Raw genomic sequence first — 16,202 nt, forward strand, 5'->3', positions numbered from 1 at the left:
GGGGTTTTCTTTGCTTCAGTCGGAGAAGGGGTCGCGCACGAGGATCGTGTCGTCGCGCTCGGGGCTGGTCGAAACCAGCGCCACCGGGCAGCGGATCAGCTCCTCGATCCGGCGGATGTACTTGATCGCCTGCGCCGGCAGATCGGCCCAGCTGCGCGCGCCAGCGGTCGTTTCCTGCCAGCCGGGCATCGATTCGTAGATCGGCTCGACCTCGGCCTGGTCGGCGGCGTGCGCCGGGTAATAATCGAGCGTCTCGCCGCGCAGGGAATAGCCGGTGCAGATCTTCACTTCGTCGAAGCCGTCGAGCACGTCGATCTTGGTCAGCGCGATCCCGGTGATGCCGCCGACCGCTGCCGATTGGCGCACCAGCACCGAATCGAACCAGCCGCAGCGGCGCTTTCGCCCGGTGACGGTGCCGAACTCATGCCCGCGCACTCCCAGCTGCTCGCCGGTCGCATCTTCGAGTTCGGTCGGGAAGGGCCCCGAGCCGACGCGCGTGGTATACGCCTTGGCAATCCCGAGCACGAAGCCGACCGCGCTCGGCCCGAGGCCCGAACCGCCCGCGGCGGTACCCGAGATGGTGTTCGACGAGGTGACGAACGGGTAGGTGCCATGATCGACGTCGAGCAGCACGCCCTGCGCGCCCTCGAACAGGATGCGCTTGCCCGCGGCCTTGGCGGCGTTGAGGTTGCGCCAGGTCGGCTTGGCGAAGGGCAGGACGAACGGCGCGATCTCGCGCAACGCTTCGACCAGCGCGGCGCGATCGACCGGCGGCTCGCCAAAGCCTGCGCGCAGCGCGTCGTGATGCGCGCTGATCCGGTCGAGCTGCGCGTCGAGCGCGTCGAGGTGCGCGAGGTCGCAGACGCGGATAGCACGGCGGCCGACCTTGTCCTCATAGGCCGGGCCGATGCCGCGGCGCGTCGTGCCGATCTTGCCGGCGCCGCTCGCGTCCTCGCGCAGACCGTCGAGGTCGCGGTGGAACGGCAGGATCAGCGCGCAGGTGTCGGACACCATCAGCGTGTCGGGGGTGATCGTCACGCCCTGTCCGCGCAATTTCTCCACCTCGGCTTTTAGCGCCCAGGGGTCGAGCACGACGCCATTGCCGATCACCGAGGGCGTACCGCGCACGATGCCCGAGGGGAGCAGCGAGAGCTTGTACACGCTCTCGCCGACGACGAGCGTATGGCCGGCATTGTGCCCGCCCTGGAAGCGCACGACGACATCGGCGCGCTCGGCGAGCCAGTCGACGATCTTGCCCTTGCCCTCATCGCCCCATTGGGCGCCGATCACTGCTACGTTTCCCACGGTTTTCTACCTGCTGTTACATTTTCGGTGCAGCCCTAATGCGCAGGGGGCGGGGGGTCCATGTCTAATGCAAGCGGTCGGCGGGCGGACATGTCGCCGTCGGCTCCGTTGCCAACTCGACGCGTGCGGTTCATGTTGGGGACGGGTTGCTTGAGTTATACACGTTTTATGGTCGTTTCGATTCAGTCCTGCCGTCTCCGCCACGCGCTTGGCGTCGTGCTTGCCGCGGGTTTCGCATGCGCGCCGGTGGTGGTGTTTGCCCAATCCGCGCCTGCCCCCGCGCCGACGGCATCGACCGACACGATCCGGCTGACCGACGAGCAGCGTCTCGCGATCCTCGATCACACCACGCCCGAAAGCGCCGCCGCCGCACGCGGCGAAATGCCCGAGTCCGAGCGCAAGACGCTCGGTATTCACGGCGAGGTCGGCGCGATGATCGGCTCGAACGGCGCGCGCGCGCTGTACGGCGTCGCGCAGGTCCCGCTCGGCGACAACGCGGCCGCGACGGTCTCGTTCGAGAGCAGCCGCTTCGGATATCCGCGCCAGAGCGGAAGGCGCTGAGGCGGGGCTGCGCGCGCCGATGCCCGACCGCTTCGACCTGGCACGGTTCGTCGCCGCGCAGGAATTGACCTTCGACACGGCGCTCGCCGAAATCCGGGGTGGCGCGAAACGCAGCCACTGGATGTGGTTCATCTTTCCACAATTCGCTGGCCTGGGGCACAGCGCGATGGCGCAGCGCTACGCGATCGGCTCGCTCGACGAGGCGCGTGCCTATCTCGCGCATCCTGTCCTCGGCGCGCGGTTGCGTCGCTGCGTCGCGACGCTCGACGGTGTTGGCGGATCCACCGCCCAGGCGGTGTTCGGCGAGGTCGATGCCGCCAAGCTGCGCTCGTCCTTGACGCTGTTCCTGCTCGCCAGCGACGAGCCGCTGTTTAGCGAAGCGCTCGCCCAATGGTTCGACGGCGTTTCAGACGAGCGGACGCTCGAACGGGTGTGCCCGGTGTCGGGGGATACCAACATCCGGTCCTGACGGTCTGCCCTTGCGCTTCGCGCAGCACCCGCCTAAGCGCATCCAACGTCGGGGAGTGGCGCAGTCCGGTAGCGCGCCTGCTTTGGGAGCAGGATGTCGCAGGTTCGAATCCTGTCTCCCCGACCATCTCGTTACTTTTACGGCTCGATCACCGGGCCGCTCGATCGCCATAGCGCGATGCTGCGGCCATCGACCCGCCGTTCCCGCGATCACGCGCGCCTGCGCCATACAAAATGACGGATCGGTCACGCCGTCGCGGTGCCGCTTCCCGCCGCTCGCGCCCTTAGTGAACCGAGGTCACTGTATAGACGATCGGGGAGGCCACGACCCTCTCCCTCCCGCCGCACCATGAATTCGGTGTCATCAAGCGGGGCTACAGCCGCGGTTAAGCGTTGTATTGCGATATCGGTGTCGAAAGGAGATCGAAATGCGCACCTGTTCCGTGTGCCTGTTGCTTTTGCTGACGGGCACGACCCCGGCGATCGCTGCTTCGCGCGACGGGGACAATGCTGCCTTGGCGAATCGTTTGACTTGGGGCGTTTCTTCACAGTCGCTTGGCGGGCCGCAGCCGGGCAGTGCCGCCTGGCTCGATGCGCAGCTCAAGCATCCCGACGACACGCTGCCGCCCGCGATCGCCGCGCAAATCGCCGCGATGCGGATCAGCCGTACGCCTGTTGCCCAGCTCGTCGTCGATGCCGACGCCGCCAACCGCTATGCCGGCAAGCTGCCCGACGTCGCGCGGCGTGACGCGGCGCGCACCGCGTATCAGCGCGACATGACCGCGCTCGCCAACGAAGCCGCGGCGCGCTCGCTGCTGCGCGACAATTACGCGCCTGATCAGCTCCGCGAGCAGATGACCTGGTTCTGGATGAACCATTTCAGCGTCCAGGCGCAAAAGCGCGATATTCGCGCGATGGTCGGCGATTACGAGGAGACGGTGCGCGACCACGCGTTCGGCAAGTTCCGCGACCTGCTCGAGGCGACGCTCAAGCATCCCGCGATGCTGCGATATCTCGACAACGACCAGAACGCCGCCGGCCATATCAACGAGAATTACGCGCGCGAGATCATGGAGCTCCACTCGATGGGGGTGGGGACCGATTATACGCAGAAGGACGTGCAGGAACTCGCTCGGATCCTGACCGGCGTCGGCGTCGATCTCAGCCCGACCGCACCCAAGCTCAATCCGCAGCGGCAGGCCTTGTACCTGCGCGCCGGGCTGTTCGAGTTCAATCCCAACCGCCACGATTTCGGCGACAAGCAGTTCCTCGGCCAGACGATCAAGGGCAGCGGATTTGGCGAGGTCGAGACCGCGCTCGACCTGATCGCCCGCGCGCCGGCGACCGCGCACCACGTGTCGCTCCAGCTCGCGACCTATTTCCTGGGCGACCGGCCGCCGCCCGCGGTGATCGACCGGATGACCGCGGCCTGGCGCAAGACCGATGGCGACATCGCCGCGGTGCTGCGCGCGATGATCCGCGCGCCCGAGTTTCGCCGCTCGCCCGGCACGCGCTTCAAGGATCCGGTGCAATATACCGTGTCGGCGGTCCGGCTGATGTACGGCGACCGGACGATCCTCAATCCGCAGCCGATCCTCGGCTGGCTCAACCGGATGGGCGAGGGGCTTTATGCGCGCGAGACCCCCGATGGCTTCCCGCTCGAATCCGCCGCCTGGACCAGCCCCGGCCAGATGTCGGTCCGCTTCGAGATCGCGCGCCAGATCGGCAGCGGGGCGAACGCCCTGTTCAAGCCGCCGCCGCCGCCGGCCGCGACCGTCGCGCCGGGTACGATGCCGGCGGTGGTTCCCGCTGCGTTGCCGCTGCCGCCTGTAGCGGTGCTGCCCGCGCCGCCACTGCCGCACTTGCAGACCGCCGCTTATTACACCGCGATCGCGCCACGCGTCGCCTGGCCGACCAAGGCGGCACTCGCGCAGGCGACCGCGCCCCAGCAGTGGAACGCTTTGTTCCTGTCCTCGCCCGACTTCATGCGGCGCTGAATTTACGGAGACCGCTGATGCTGATCGACCGTCGTCAATTGCTCACTGGCGCCGCGGCGCTGGCCCCGCTCGTCATCGCCGGCCGCGCGTTTGCCGCGCCGCAGGCGGGGAGCCGGATGCTCGTCGTGTTCCTGCGTGGGGCGTATGATGCCGCCAACATCATCGCGCCGACGGGAAGCGATTTCTATCACGCGTCACGCCCGACGATCGCGCTCGGCAAGCCCAATCCGGCGGATCCGAACGCGCCGCTCGCGCTCGATGCCGACTGGAGCCTCCATCCGGCGCTCAAGGAGTCGATCTATCCGCTGTGGCAGAAGCAGCAGATCGCCTTCGTCCCGTTCGTCGGCACCGACGATATGAGCCGCAGCCATTTCGAGACGCAGGACACGATCGAGCTCGGCCAGCCGATTGGCGGGCATCGCGATTACAATTCGGGCTTCATGGCGCGGCTCGCCGCGGCGCTCGGGCAGGACAAGCCGATCGCGTTCACCGACCAATTGCCGCTGTGCTTCCGCGGCGGGCCGGTGATCCCCAATGTCGGGCTTGGCGCGATCGGATCGAAGCCTGCGGTGCCGGCCAAGGACGCCGCGCTGATCACGCAAATGTATCGCGGCACGCATAACGGCGCGGCCGATCTGGGCAGCGCAGTCGCCGAGGGGTTCCAGGTGCGCGACAGCGTCTTCAGGACCGTCGATGAGGAGATGCAGCAGGCGAGCCGCGGTGCGGTCAGCCCCAAGGGTTTCGAACTGTCGGCGCGGCGGATCGGCGCGTTGATGCGCGACCAGTTCAATCTCGCCTTCGTCGATGTCGGCGGGTGGGACACGCACGTCAACCAGGGCGGCGCGCAGGGCTATCTCGCGACGCATATCGGCGAACTGGGCCGTGGTCTGGCGGGCTTTGCCGAGGCGATCGGCCCCGATGCGTGGCAGCATACGACGGTGGTTGTCGTGTCCGAATTCGGCCGCACCTTTCACGAGAATGGCGACAAGGGCACCGACCATGGCCATGGCAGCATCTATTGGGTGCTCGGCGGCGGGGTGAAGGGTGGGCGCATCACCGGGCCGCAGGTCGCGCTGTCGCAGGTGACGTTGAACCAGGGGCGCGATCTGCCGGTGCTGACCGATTATCGCGCGCTGCTCGGCGGCCTAGCCGCGCGACAGTTCGGGCTCGCGCCCAATCGGCTCGGCTCGGTCTTCGCCGGGGTGGTACCGGCGGATCTCGCGCTCGTCTGACGCGGTTTGGTTCGGCCGCGCCGGTTGGCCAACGCGTGTGCTACGACTCGGCGGTGGTATGGACCGTGGACGCCCATATCGGCTCGGCGGCGAGGTACCGCATCACGCTGATCAGCCGATGACCGTCACGCTCGGTTACGGTCCTGGACGCGACCATGGGTGCCACGACATGCTCGAGGTACGGTGCAAGCCCGTGATAGGCGAGCGACCATTCGCCGAACCGCCGCTCCGATATCGTATCCGCAAGCAGGACCGTGACGTCTCGGTGGCTCGGATCGAACCGGATGGACGCGAACAGTGTCGCGATCGAGTCGGATGGCCCCTCGATAACTTGGGCGAAGCGCCGCGCCGTGGCGATCAGCGCCCCCGTGACGCCGAACCTGACGTTGCGCCGCCGCGACCCGGTGACGATCCGCGCGATCGTCGCGTCGGCATCGGCGGGCGTGAACGCCTGGGTACTGACGTAGAGGAGCGAATGGATCATCGGCGGAATATTCCCAATGAAACGCCGCAATGCCATACCGTAACGTAGACGTAATGACGATAGGTAAAGCAACGAAATCGGACATTTACGGTGCGGTCACCCCAATTCGATCGCACCGCCCGCGGTGAAGCTCGGTTGCAAAGCCGGACCAAATCGTCTTTCGGGGCGGGATGAAAAACTTCTACGGCTCGATCCTGTTCACGATCGTCTGCCTGCTGCTCGCCGGCGGCCTGGCCTTTTGGCAGGGCGGCGGGATCGAGCAGGCGGGAGCGTTCGTCTTCGTCGCCGCGGTGCTCGGCGCGATGGAGACCTCGCTCAGCCTCGACAATGCGGTCGTCAACGCCTCGATCCTGAAGGACATGGCGCCGATCTGGCAGCGCCGCTTCCTCACCTGGGGCGTGCTGATCGCGGTGTTCGGGATGCGGATCATCTTCCCGATCCTGATCGTCGCTGTGTCGGCGATGATCAGCCCGTGGGAGGCCGCGCGGATCGCGGTGGTCGATCAGGCGCGCTACGAGGCGATCGTCACCGGCGCGCATATCGGCATTTCGGGGTTCGGCGGCGCGTTCCTGCTGCTCGTCGGGCTGACCTTCTTCTTCGATCCCAATCGCGAGCATGTCTGGCTGTCGTGGATCGAGCGTCCGCTTGCGGCGTTCGCGCGGATCCCGTTTGCGGCCTATCTCGTCGTCATCGCGGTGATCGTCGGCCTATCGTTCCTGCTCGGCGGCGCGACGCAGCGCACCTTCCTGATCGCCGGCCTGTGCGGCGTGGTGGCGTTCTATTGCGTCCACTGGATCGGTGCGCTGGTTGGCGGCGATGTCGATCACGCGACCGGGGCGGTGGTTCGCTCGGGGCTGGGGGCGTTCATCTATCTCGAGTTTCTCGACGCGAGCTTCTCGTTCGACGGCGTGATCGGCGCGTTCGCGATCACCAACGACATCGTGCTGATCGCGCTGGGGCTCGGCATCGGGGCGATGTTCGTCCGCTCGATGACGGTGGCGCTGGTGCATGGCGGGCATCTTGCGGAGTTCCGCTATCTCGAGCACGGCGCCTTTTATGCGATCCTCGCGCTTGCGACGATCATGCTGCTGAGTATCCGCGTCGAGACGCCCGAGATCGTCACCGGGCTGATCGGCGCGATCCTCATCGCGCTATCGCTGTTCGCCTCGGTCCGGCACCGCAAGCGCCATCCCGAGGATTATGCCGATAACGGCGTCGGCGAGATGGTCCTCCCCGACGGCGATTGCGAGCCGCCCAGCCCCACCCGCTGAGCGCGGGACGCTTCAGCTCGCGGGAAACGCCCCGCCGAGCGCGCGCACGGTATCGGTTGCGACGGTCAGCTGCTGCGTGCGCACCGTGAGCAGCGCGCGCTCGGCATCGAGCGCCGCGGTCTGCGCGAGCACCACCTCGAGATAATCCGATGCGCCGTCGCGGTAGCGCGTCGTGGCGAGATCGCGCGTGCGCTCGGCGGCGGTCGTGGCGATCGCCTGGTTGCGCTCTTGGTCGGCGAGGTGACGCCCGGCGGCGAGATCGTCCTCGACCTCGCGAAACGCGCTGAGCACGGTCTGGCGATAATTCGCCGCCGCCTCGTCGAACTGCGCGCGCGACAGTCGCACGTCGGCGCGCCGCGCGCCGCCGTCGAACAGCGTCTGCGCGAGCGACAGCGGGCCGAGCGCCCAGAACCCATTGGCGGCGCTGAGCAGATTGCCGCTGCCCGCCTCGAACCCGCCGGCTGCACCGAGCGAGATGCTCGGATACAGCGCCGCGCGCGCCACGCCGATCCGCGCATTGGCGGACGCGACGCGGCGTTCGGCCGCGAGGATGTCGGGCCGGCGTTCGAGCAGCGTCGAGGGCAGGCTCGCCGGGATCGGCGGCGGGGCGATCTGGCGGTTGTCGACCGGCAGCGAGAAGCTCGACGGGCTTTCCCCGATCAGCACCGCGATCGCATGTTCGTCGCGCGCGCGCTCGGCACGCACCGCGTCGAGCTCGGCCTTGGCGCTGGCCAACTGGCTCTGCGCGCGGCTGACGTCGATCCCAGAGGCGATCCCGCCCGAATGGCGCGTGTCGGTGAGCTGGAAGGCGCGGCTGTACGCGTCGACCGTCTCCTGCAGCAGTACGATCCGGGCATCGAGCCCGCGCATGTCGAAATAGGCCGAGCCGAGCTGCGCCTGGAGCGCGAGCCGGACCGCGGCGAGATCCGACGCGCTCGCCTGGGCCGAGGCGCGGCTTGCGGCGAGCGTGTTGCGGACGCGGCCGAACAGGTCGATCTCGTAGGAGAGCGACGGGCCGATCAGCGCGTTGTTATAGGTGACGGCGCGCCCCGACGAGAGCGGGCGGCCTTGCGACACGCGCGTGCGCTCGACATCGGCGCCGGCGGTGATCTGCGGGAAGAGCGCGGCGCGGCTGTGGCGGACCGCGGCGCTCGCTTCCTCATAGCGCGCGGCGGCGGCGGCCAGGTTGAAATTGCCGTGTTCGATCCGCGTCTCGAGCGCGGTGAAGGTCGCGTCGCCGAACGCCTCCCACCACGCGCCGGCGGGCGCGACGGCGGTGCCGGCGGCTTGCCACGGTCCGGCTTCCTTATAGGCGGGCGCGACCGCGACCGCGGGCTGATGATAATCGGGCGCGAGCGAGCATCCCGCCAGCGCGACCAGGCTGACCAGGGCTGCCGCGCGACACCGGCGCTTATTTGCCCGCATTGGGGAGCACCTTCACCGCGTCGCCGGTCTGGAGCGAGTCGGGCGGATTGTCGATCACGCGGTCCTGCGCGGTCAGGCCCGCGGCGATCTCGACCGTCTTGCCCTGATCGCGCCCGATCGTGACGGTGCGCAGCTGCGCCTTGTTGCCCGGCCCGAGCAGCGCGACCTGCGTGCCCCCCGATCCGACGATCAGCGCGCTCGGCGGCAGCGAGACCGTGCCCGACGCGCCGCTCAGCGGGAAGCTCGCCTGCGCGTACGAGCCGGGCTTGAGCGCATGGTCGCGATTGGGCGCCTGCACCTCGACCAGCACCGTGCCCGAACCGGGGTCGACCGCGCCCGCGCTGCGCGTCAGCGTCGCGGCAAAGGTGCGTCCGGCATATTCGGGCAGCGTCAGCGTGACTTGCATGCCGGGATGGACCTGCCCCGAATAGGATTGCGGCACCTTCACATACGCGCGGATCCGGCTGACATCGGCGACCGTGAACAGCGGCGTCGAGGCGGCGTTGCCCGCGACGACGAGCGCACCGATCTGCGTCGCGCGGCTCGTCACGATCCCGTCGAACGGCGCGGTCAGCCGAGTGAAGCCCGTCAGCGAGCGCAACCGCGCGACATTGGCGCGCGCGGCGTTGGTCAGCGCCGACTTGGCGGCGAGGTCGCCGGCCTTTTCGTCGGTCTCCTGCTTCGACACCGCATCCTTGGCGAGCATCGCGCGCCAGCGCGTCGCGGTGGTCGCGGCGAGCGCCTGGTTCGCCTGCGCGGTCTGCAGATCGGCTTGCGCGGCGACGAGTTGCTGGTCGACCTCGGGCGCATCGAGGATCGCGAGCGTCTGGCCTCGCCGCACGGGATCGCCGAGATCGACCAGCCAGCGGCGAACATAGCCTGTCGTGCGCGCATAGATCGGTGCGCTGTTGAGCGCCTGGAGTGCCGCCGGAAGCTGCAACGTGTCGCCGCCGGCAACCGTGGTCGCATGGATCACCGAGACGTTCGGCAGCGCCTGCCGATCGGTCCAATCGGCGAGGCGATGCTCGGAATGGACGCGTGTCGCGATCCCGGCGCCGACTACGCCCACTGCGACGACCGCCGCGATGCCGCCGACGAGCTTGAGCCGGCCGTTGCCGCCCTCAGACATGTGCTTCCTCCAAACGGGTGTGCGCGACAGGCGCGGGAGTAGGGGTAGGGGCGCGGTCGCGCTTCTTGTGAACGAGCGAGAAGATCACCGGCACGAACATCAGCGTCGCAAAGGTCGCGACGATCAGCCCGCCGATGACCGCACGCCCGAGCGGCGCGTTCTGCTCGCCGCCTTCGCCAAAGCCCATCGCCATCGGCAACATGCCGATGATCATCGCGAGCGCGGTCATCAGCACTGGACGGAAGCGCACCATCCCGGCCTCGAGCGCGGCGGCTGTCGAATTGCCGAGCTCGGCGAGGCGTTCGCGCGCGAAGCTGACGACGAGGATCGCGTTGGCGGTGGCGACGCCCATGCACATGATCGCGCCGGTCAGCGCCGGGACTGACAGCGTCGTGCCCGTCGCGAACAGCATCCAGATGATCCCCGCGATCGCGCCCGGCAGCGCGGTGATGATCACGAACGGATCGAGCCAGCTCTGGAAGTTCACCACGATCAGCAGATAGATCAGCACGATCGCGCCGATCAGCCCGAAGCCCAACCCCGAAAACGCGCTGTTCATCGTCGCATATTGGCCGCGCAGCGTGACGGTGACGCCCTTCGGCGTCTGGCCCTTGAGGTCCTTGATCACCTTGAGGATATCGCCCGACACCGCGCCGAGATCGCGGTCGGTCGGCGTCGCGAAGATGTCGATCACCGGCGCGATGTTGTAATGCGACACGACTGCCGCCGAACTCGCCCGGGTGACGGTGCCGAGCCCGCCGAGCACCTGGCTGCTCGGCGCGGTGCCGCTGCCGGTGACGGGAATGTTCGACAGATCGCTCACCGAGCCGAGCCGATATTCGGGCGTCTGCGCGACGACCGCATAGGACACGCCGTTGTCGGGATTGAGGTAAAAGACCGGCGCGGTCTGCGACGTGCCGGCGAGCGAATTGCCGACGCTGTTGGTGACGTCGCGTTCGGTCAGGCCGTATTGGCCGATGCGGGTACGATCGACGGCGACGTTGAGCTGCGGATAGCGCGCCGATTGCTGGAGCCGCGGATCGGCGACGCCGGGGATCCGCTTGACCCGGCGCAGGATCTTCTGCGCGAAGGCGGCATTGGCGACCGCGTCCTTGCCGGTGATCTGGATGTCGATCGGCGCAGGCGCGCCGAAATTGAGGATCTGCGTCGTGATGTCGGCGGGCAGGAACGAGAATTGCGTGCCCGGGAACGCCTTGGGCAGGCTCTCGCGCAGCGTCCGGACATAGTCGGCGGTCGGGCTGTGGTCCTTCGACAGCTGGATCAGGATGTCGCCATCCTGCGGGCCGACCGTCCCCGAATTGTTGTACACGGTGTTAATCGCGCTGACCGGCAGGCCCATATTGTCGACCACCGAGACGAGCTCGCTTGCCGGGATCGTCGCGCGGATATGGTGCGCGATGCGGTCGAACTCGGCCGACGTATCCTCGATCCGGCTGCCGACGGGCGCGCGGACGTGGATCGCCATCGCGCCGGCATCGACGCTCGGGAAGAAGTTCTGCCCGAGGAACGGCAGCAGCAGGAACGACAGCAGGACGACCGCGATGAAGCCGAACAGGAACGGCTTGGGCGTGCCGAGCGCCTTTTCGAGCAACCCGCCATAGCCGACGCGGATCTTCTCGAAGCGATGCTCGAATCCGCGCTGGAAGCGCACCAGCGGGTTGCGCGAGGTCGGCGTGCCGGCTGCATGCTGGTCGCCGACATGCGGTTTGAGCAGATACATCGCCATCGTCGGCACCAGCGTGCGCGAGAGGATGAACGACGCGATCATCGCGAAGACGACCGCGAGCGCGAGCGGCACGAACAGGAAGCCCGCGATTCCGGGGAGGAAGAACATCGGCACGAACACGATGCAGATGCACAGCAGCGACACGAACGCCGGCGTCACGATCTGCGCCGCGCCGTCGAGGATCGACTCGGTGACGCCCTTGCCCTGTTCGAGATGCCAGTTGATGTTCTCGATCGTGACCGTCGCATCGTCGACCAGGATGCCGACCGCGAGGCTCAAGCCCCCGAGCGTCATGATGTTGAGCGTGTTGCCCGTTGCCGACAGCGCGATGATCGCGGCGAGGATCGCGAGCGGGATCGAGATCGCGATGATCACGGTCGAGCGCCAGGAGCCGAGGAACAGCAGGATCATCAGCGAGGTCAGCGCAGCGGCGATCGCGCCTTCCTTGATGACGCCCTCGACCGCGGCTTTCACGAACACCGACTGATCGCCGATCGGCACGATCTTGAGCGCCGCCGGCAGCGTCTCCTGGATCTTGGGCAGCGCGTCCTTGACGCCCTGGACGATCGCCAGCGTCGAGGTCGCGCCGTTCTTGAGGATCGTCATCACCACCGAGCGCGAGCCGTCGACATGGACGATGTTGGTCTGCGGCGCCGAGCCGTCGCGGACATGCGCCACGTCGCGCATGTAGATCGTCGCGCCGCCCACCACCTTGATCGGCAGCGCGTTGAGCTCGTCGACCGAGCCCGGCGCGTTGTTGAGCTTCACGTTATACTGGTACCCGCCGATCTTGACGAAACCGGCCGGGTTGATCTGGTTCTGCGCGGCGATGGCATTGCCGACGTCCTGTGCCGACAGGCCCTTCGACTGGAGCGCCTCGGGGTCGAGATCGATCTGGATCTGGCGCGTCTTGCCGCCCGAGGGGTAGGGGACCGCGGCGCCCGGCACGGTCACCAGATTGGTGCGGACCTGGTTCTGCGCGAGGTCGAACAGCTGCCCCTCGGACAGCCCCTTGCCCGACAGTGCGAGCTGGACGATCGGCACCGTCGAGGCGTTGTAATTGAGGATCAGCGGCGGGGTGATTCCCGGCGGCAGCTGCTTGAGCACGCTCTGCGAAACCGACGTCACCTGCGCGGTCGCGGTGCGGATGTCGGCGCCGGGCTGGAAATAGATCTTCACCACGCCGATGCCGCTCATCGACTGGCTCTCGATATGGTCGATATCGTTGACCGTCGTCGTCAGCACGCGTTCGAACGGGGTGATGATGCGCCCCGACATCTCGTCGGGCGACAGGCCGCTATACTGCCAGGCGGTAGCGATAACCGGCACGCCGATGTTCGGGAAGATGTCGACCGGGGTGCGGATCGCCGCGAGCACGCCCATGATCGCGATCAGGATCGCCATCACGATAAAGGTAAGCGGGCGCTGCAGCGCGATGCGGACGATGCCGATCACGCGGCGAAGCTCCGCATCGGGCGTTGGACGAGAGAGCAAGCGTTTGCAAACACGGAAGAACTCCAGGTTCCTAGACTCGCAATAGGTGCCTTCGCACCCGCAGCAAATCGCCCCTTGCGCCCCGGCATTGATCCTCGTCCAATATTGTTTACAGCATGATCGATACGCCTAGGGTCTTGATCGATGGAACTCCGCCACCTCCGCTATTTCGTCGGCGTCGCCGAGGAACTGCATTTCGCGCGCGCCGCGGCGCGCCTCGGAATTTCGCAGCCGCCGCTCAGCCAGCAGATCGCCGCGCTCGAGCAGGAATTGGGGGTCCGGTTGTTCGATCGCACGAGTCGCAGCGTGTGTTTGACCGCCGCCGGGACGGCGTTCCTGAGCGAAGCGCGCGCAACGCTCGCCCAGGCCGACCGCGCGATCCATGTCGCGCACCGCGCGGCGCGCGGGGAGGGCGGGCAGCTCAATCTCGGGTTCAACGCGTCGGCACCCTTCGTGCCGCAGATCGCCAAGGCGATCTTCGACTATCGCCAGGCCTATCCCGACGTGAAACTGGCGCTGACCGAGCTCGCCGGGTGCATGCAGCCCAATGCGCTGAGCGAACACGCGCTCGACGTGTGCTTCGTGCGCAGCTTCCGCCGCCCCGATGTCGATGCGTCGGTCGCCGCGACGCCGATCCTCGAGGAACGGATGATGGTGGCGATGCGGCCCGACCACCGCTTCGCCAACCGCCCCGACCTCGGCCTGCGCGATCTCGAGGGGGAACCGCTGATCCTCTACAGCCGCGAGGACGGCGCGACCTTCACGCAGGAACTGTATGCGATGCTGCGCGGCGTCGGCGTCGAGCCCAATCTGGCATACACGGTGCGCGAGGTCTCGACGCTGTTCGGGCTCGCCGCGGCGGGGATCGGGGTGACGGTGGTGGCCGAGTCGCTCTGCGCGCTGCAGTCGAGCAAGCTCGTCTACGTGCCCTTGTCCGACCCCGAATCGCGCACCGGCATGTGGCTGCTGCATCGGCGTGACAATGCCAGCCTGACGTGTCGCGCGTTTCTCGACGTGGTCGCGGCGAGCGCCCCGGCCTGACGCCTCAGCGCAGCCGCACGCCGATCCATAGCCGGCGCGGCGTGCCGAGATCGATCGGGTTGGTCCCGCCGCTCTGGATCGTCACGTTGCGCGTGATCACCGTCGCGTCGAACAGATTTTCCGCGCGGCCGACGATCGCGACGCGGTGGCCGACCGGCACTGTGATGACGCCGTCGACCGTCGTCACCGCGGGGATTACGTCGGTCTGCTGGTCGTCCTCATATTGATCGCCGACATAGCGCACCGTCGCCGACGCGCCGAACCCGCTTGGGCTCGCCCAGGCGAGCGTCGCGCTGCCGGTGTGGCGCGGGCTCTGCGAGGGGATCAGCCCGTTGAGCTTGGCCTGCGGTCCCGACGCCTCGACCTTGCTGTCGCTGAAGGCATAGGAGCCGTCGAACGAAAAGGGGCCGTGCGTCGCGTGGCCCGTAAGCTCGATCCCCTTGGCGACGATCGCATCGACATTCTGCCGCTGGCGCAGCGTGCTCGACAGCGTGACGTTGGCGATCGCATTCTCGAGCCGGTTGTAGAAGCCGGTGACGCTGAGGGTGACATGGTCGAGCGGCTTGAGATCGACCCCGCTTTCGATCCCGCGCAACCGCTCCAGCCCGAGCGCGGCATTGGCCTGCGTCGTGATCGGGAAGACGACGAACGGGCGATACAGCTCGTTGAGCGTCGGCAGGCGGAAGCCGGTATAGGCGGCGGCGCGCAGCGCGATCGCGTCGCTCGCATGGAACAGTGCGCCCGCGCGGCCAGTGCCCTCGAACCCGTCGCGGTCGGCATAGCGGGTGCTGGAGGTGATCGCCCCCGCGGCATTCGCCTCGCGGAAGAAACCGTCGGTGATCGTCCAGCGATCGCCGCGCACGCCGGCGGTCAGCACGAGCCGGCCGAGCGTCCAGTCATCCTCGACGAACGCGCCGAGCGTGCTCGTCGCGCCGCCCGCGGTGCGTCGCGTCGTGACGAGCCCGGACGCGGTGTAGGCGTCCTCGTACAGCGTCCCGTTGCCGAGCCGCGCATCGACGCCCACGCGCAGCACATGGTCGGGACCGACCGGCGGGCGCAGCTCGATCTTGCCGCCGATCCCGGTGGCGGGGGTGTTGCGCTGGTCGAGCGTCAGCTTGGCGGTGGTCGCGCTGATCACGCGATTGGTGAAGTTGCGCGTCTGGACATAAGCGAGGGCGTCGATCGCCCACGGCCCGCGGTGGATCAGCCGGACGCTCGCGTCATTGGCTTCCGAGCTGCTGTCCGCCCCGGCGAAGCGCAGCGTGCGGTTGTCGCGATAGAGCAGGCCGCGCGCCTGGATCTCGGTCTCGGCGTCGATCGGCACGACCGCGCGCATCCCGCCCGACCAGTCGCGATAGCGCGCGCGGACGGTGGCGGCGGTGAACTGGCTGGCCGGAGTGGTGTAGAAGCCGTCGCCGCGCTCGAACTTGCCCGAGAAGCTCACGAACCCGCCGCCGACATCGGGCGAGATGCTCGCCGAAACTTCCTGCGCATTGTCGCTGCCGTAGAACGCCTCGCCAGCGACGAGCGGCAAGTCGCGCCGCGTCGCGCTCGCCAGCTCGATCGTGCCCGCGACCGCGCCCGCACCGAACGCGCCCGCACCGCCGCCGCGCGTCACGCGTACGCCGCCGAGGCGATCGGCCGAGATCGCGTTAAACGGGATATAGCCGAAGAACGGATCGGCGAGCGGCACGCCATCGAGCAACACCAGCGCCCGGCTCGAGGCGTTACCCCCGAGCGCGCGCAGCGTCACGCCTTGCGCGGACGGATTGGCCGAGCGGCTGTCGGCGCGGCGGAACTGCTGGAAGCCCGCGACGTCGAGCAGCACATCCTCGACCCGGCCCGAGGCATCGCCCGTCAGCCGCTCGCGTGAGATCGTCACCGAGCCATAGGCCGGCACGCCCGGCGGGACGGGTAGCGGCTGGCCGAGCACGACGATGTCGGGGTTGTCGGCGGCGGCGGCGGCAGGGGGCGGCGGGGCCTGCTGCGCGAGCGCGGGGAGGGGCGCGGCAAGCGTAAGCAGCGGCAGACAGGAAAAGCGATACATG

General features: G+C 68.0%; 12 protein-coding genes and 1 tRNA gene. 7 read left to right on the forward strand and 6 right to left on the reverse strand.

The features are described 5' to 3' along the window. Positions 1–15: 15 nt before the first annotated feature. Positions 16–1,305, reverse strand: a complete 1,290-nt coding sequence (locus tag EAH76_RS19795; RefSeq protein WP_140852001.1) for an adenylosuccinate synthase — start codon at positions 1,303–1,305, stop codon at positions 16–18. Between the two features lie 168 nt (positions 1,306–1,473). Here EAH76_RS19795 and EAH76_RS19800 point away from each other — a divergent pair, with 168 nt between their 5' ends. The 5 genes from EAH76_RS19800 to EAH76_RS19820 all read left to right on the forward strand — a co-directional run bounded on the left by EAH76_RS19800 (position 1,474) and on the right by EAH76_RS19820 (position 5,563). Continuing rightward, the gene (locus tag EAH76_RS19800) at positions 1,474–1,866 is read left to right on the forward strand and encodes a hypothetical protein (RefSeq protein ID WP_241659807.1); all 393 of its coding nucleotides are present in this window, start codon (positions 1,474–1,476) and stop codon (positions 1,864–1,866) included. Between the two features lie 19 nt (positions 1,867–1,885). Further along, the gene (locus tag EAH76_RS19805; RefSeq protein ID WP_140852002.1) at positions 1,886–2,335 is read left to right on the forward strand and encodes a DUF1810 domain-containing protein; all 450 of its coding nucleotides are present in this window, start codon (positions 1,886–1,888) and stop codon (positions 2,333–2,335) included. A 49-nt stretch (positions 2,336–2,384) separates the two neighbouring features. Beyond that, positions 2,385–2,461, forward strand: a tRNA-Pro gene (locus EAH76_RS19810). Between the two features lie 301 nt (positions 2,462–2,762). Beyond that, positions 2,763–4,331 (forward strand): DUF1800 domain-containing protein, encoded by a 1,569-nt coding sequence (locus EAH76_RS19815; protein WP_140852003.1) that lies wholly within the window; start codon positions 2,763–2,765, stop codon positions 4,329–4,331. 17 nt (positions 4,332–4,348) lie between these two features. Continuing rightward, positions 4,349–5,563 carry a DUF1501 domain-containing protein gene (locus tag EAH76_RS19820; protein ID WP_140852004.1) on the forward strand — a complete coding sequence of 405 codons (1,215 nt, stop codon included), beginning with the start codon at positions 4,349–4,351 and terminating at the stop codon, positions 5,561–5,563. 40 nt (positions 5,564–5,603) lie between these two features. Here EAH76_RS19820 and EAH76_RS19825 read toward each other — a convergent pair whose 3' ends face one another. Then, a complete protein-coding gene (locus EAH76_RS19825) occupies positions 5,604–6,047 on the reverse strand; it encodes a BLUF domain-containing protein (protein ID WP_161989101.1) in 444 nt (147 codons plus the stop codon). Positions 6,048–6,217: 170 nt separating this feature from the next. Between EAH76_RS19825 and EAH76_RS19830 the strand changes: the two genes are divergently transcribed. Continuing rightward, positions 6,218–7,318 (forward strand): DUF475 domain-containing protein, encoded by a 1,101-nt coding sequence (locus EAH76_RS19830; protein WP_140852006.1) that lies wholly within the window; start codon positions 6,218–6,220, stop codon positions 7,316–7,318. A gap of 12 nt (positions 7,319–7,330) precedes the next feature. Here the strand turns inward: EAH76_RS19830 and EAH76_RS19835 are convergent, their stop codons facing one another. From EAH76_RS19835 to EAH76_RS19845, 3 genes are read right to left on the reverse strand one after another with little or no spacing between them, the layout of a single operon-like run. Next, positions 7,331–8,743: an efflux transporter outer membrane subunit gene (locus EAH76_RS19835; protein ID WP_140852007.1), complete on the reverse strand. Its 1,413-nt coding sequence runs from the start codon at positions 8,741–8,743 to the stop codon at positions 7,331–7,333. After that, positions 8,730–9,872, reverse strand: a complete 1,143-nt coding sequence (locus EAH76_RS19840) for an efflux RND transporter periplasmic adaptor subunit (RefSeq protein WP_140852008.1) — start codon at positions 9,870–9,872, stop codon at positions 8,730–8,732. The genes EAH76_RS19835 and EAH76_RS19840 overlap by 14 nt, the downstream gene beginning before the upstream one ends. Then, positions 9,865–13,074 (reverse strand): efflux RND transporter permease subunit, encoded by a 3,210-nt coding sequence (locus EAH76_RS19845; protein WP_140852009.1) that lies wholly within the window; start codon positions 13,072–13,074, stop codon positions 9,865–9,867. The genes EAH76_RS19840 and EAH76_RS19845 overlap by 8 nt, the downstream gene beginning before the upstream one ends. A gap of 183 nt (positions 13,075–13,257) precedes the next feature. On the opposite strand from EAH76_RS19845, the gene EAH76_RS19850 reads away from it, so the two are divergent. Next, positions 13,258–14,154, forward strand: a complete 897-nt coding sequence (locus EAH76_RS19850) for a LysR substrate-binding domain-containing protein (RefSeq protein ID WP_140852010.1) — start codon at positions 13,258–13,260, stop codon at positions 14,152–14,154. Between the two features lie 4 nt (positions 14,155–14,158). Here EAH76_RS19850 and EAH76_RS19855 read toward each other — a convergent pair whose 3' ends face one another. Further along, on the reverse strand, positions 14,159–16,201 hold the full coding sequence (locus EAH76_RS19855; protein ID WP_140852011.1) for a TonB-dependent receptor plug domain-containing protein: 2,043 nt from the start codon (positions 16,199–16,201) through the stop codon (positions 14,159–14,161). Position 16,202: the final 1 nt, after the last annotated feature.

This window comes from Sphingomonas glacialis (assembly GCF_006439055.1).
GTDB lineage: Bacteria > Pseudomonadota > Alphaproteobacteria > Sphingomonadales > Sphingomonadaceae > Sphingomonas > Sphingomonas glacialis_A.

What these genes read in the sequence shown, in the direction of transcription:
- EAH76_RS19855 (WP_140852011.1), bottom strand. Translation starts at nt 16,201, where the DNA reads ATGTATCGCTTTTCCTGTCTGCCGCTGCTTACGCTTGCCGCGCCCCTC.
- EAH76_RS19805 (WP_140852002.1), top strand. Translation starts at nt 1,886, where the DNA reads ATGCCCGACCGCTTCGACCTGGCACGGTTCGTCGCCGCGCAGGAATTG.
- EAH76_RS19800 (WP_241659807.1), top strand. Translation starts at nt 1,474, where the DNA reads ATGGTCGTTTCGATTCAGTCCTGCCGTCTCCGCCACGCGCTTGGCGTC.
- EAH76_RS19815 (WP_140852003.1), top strand. Translation starts at nt 2,763, where the DNA reads ATGCGCACCTGTTCCGTGTGCCTGTTGCTTTTGCTGACGGGCACGACC.
- EAH76_RS19835 (WP_140852007.1), bottom strand. Translation starts at nt 8,743, where the DNA reads ATGCGGGCAAATAAGCGCCGGTGTCGCGCGGCAGCCCTGGTCAGCCTG.
- EAH76_RS19840 (WP_140852008.1), bottom strand. Translation starts at nt 9,872, where the DNA reads ATGTCTGAGGGCGGCAACGGCCGGCTCAAGCTCGTCGGCGGCATCGCG.
- EAH76_RS19830 (WP_140852006.1), top strand. Translation starts at nt 6,218, where the DNA reads ATGAAAAACTTCTACGGCTCGATCCTGTTCACGATCGTCTGCCTGCTG.
- EAH76_RS19825 (WP_161989101.1), bottom strand. Translation starts at nt 6,047, where the DNA reads ATGATCCATTCGCTCCTCTACGTCAGTACCCAGGCGTTCACGCCCGCC.
- EAH76_RS19850 (WP_140852010.1), top strand. Translation starts at nt 13,258, where the DNA reads ATGGAACTCCGCCACCTCCGCTATTTCGTCGGCGTCGCCGAGGAACTG.
- EAH76_RS19820 (WP_140852004.1), top strand. Translation starts at nt 4,349, where the DNA reads ATGCTGATCGACCGTCGTCAATTGCTCACTGGCGCCGCGGCGCTGGCC.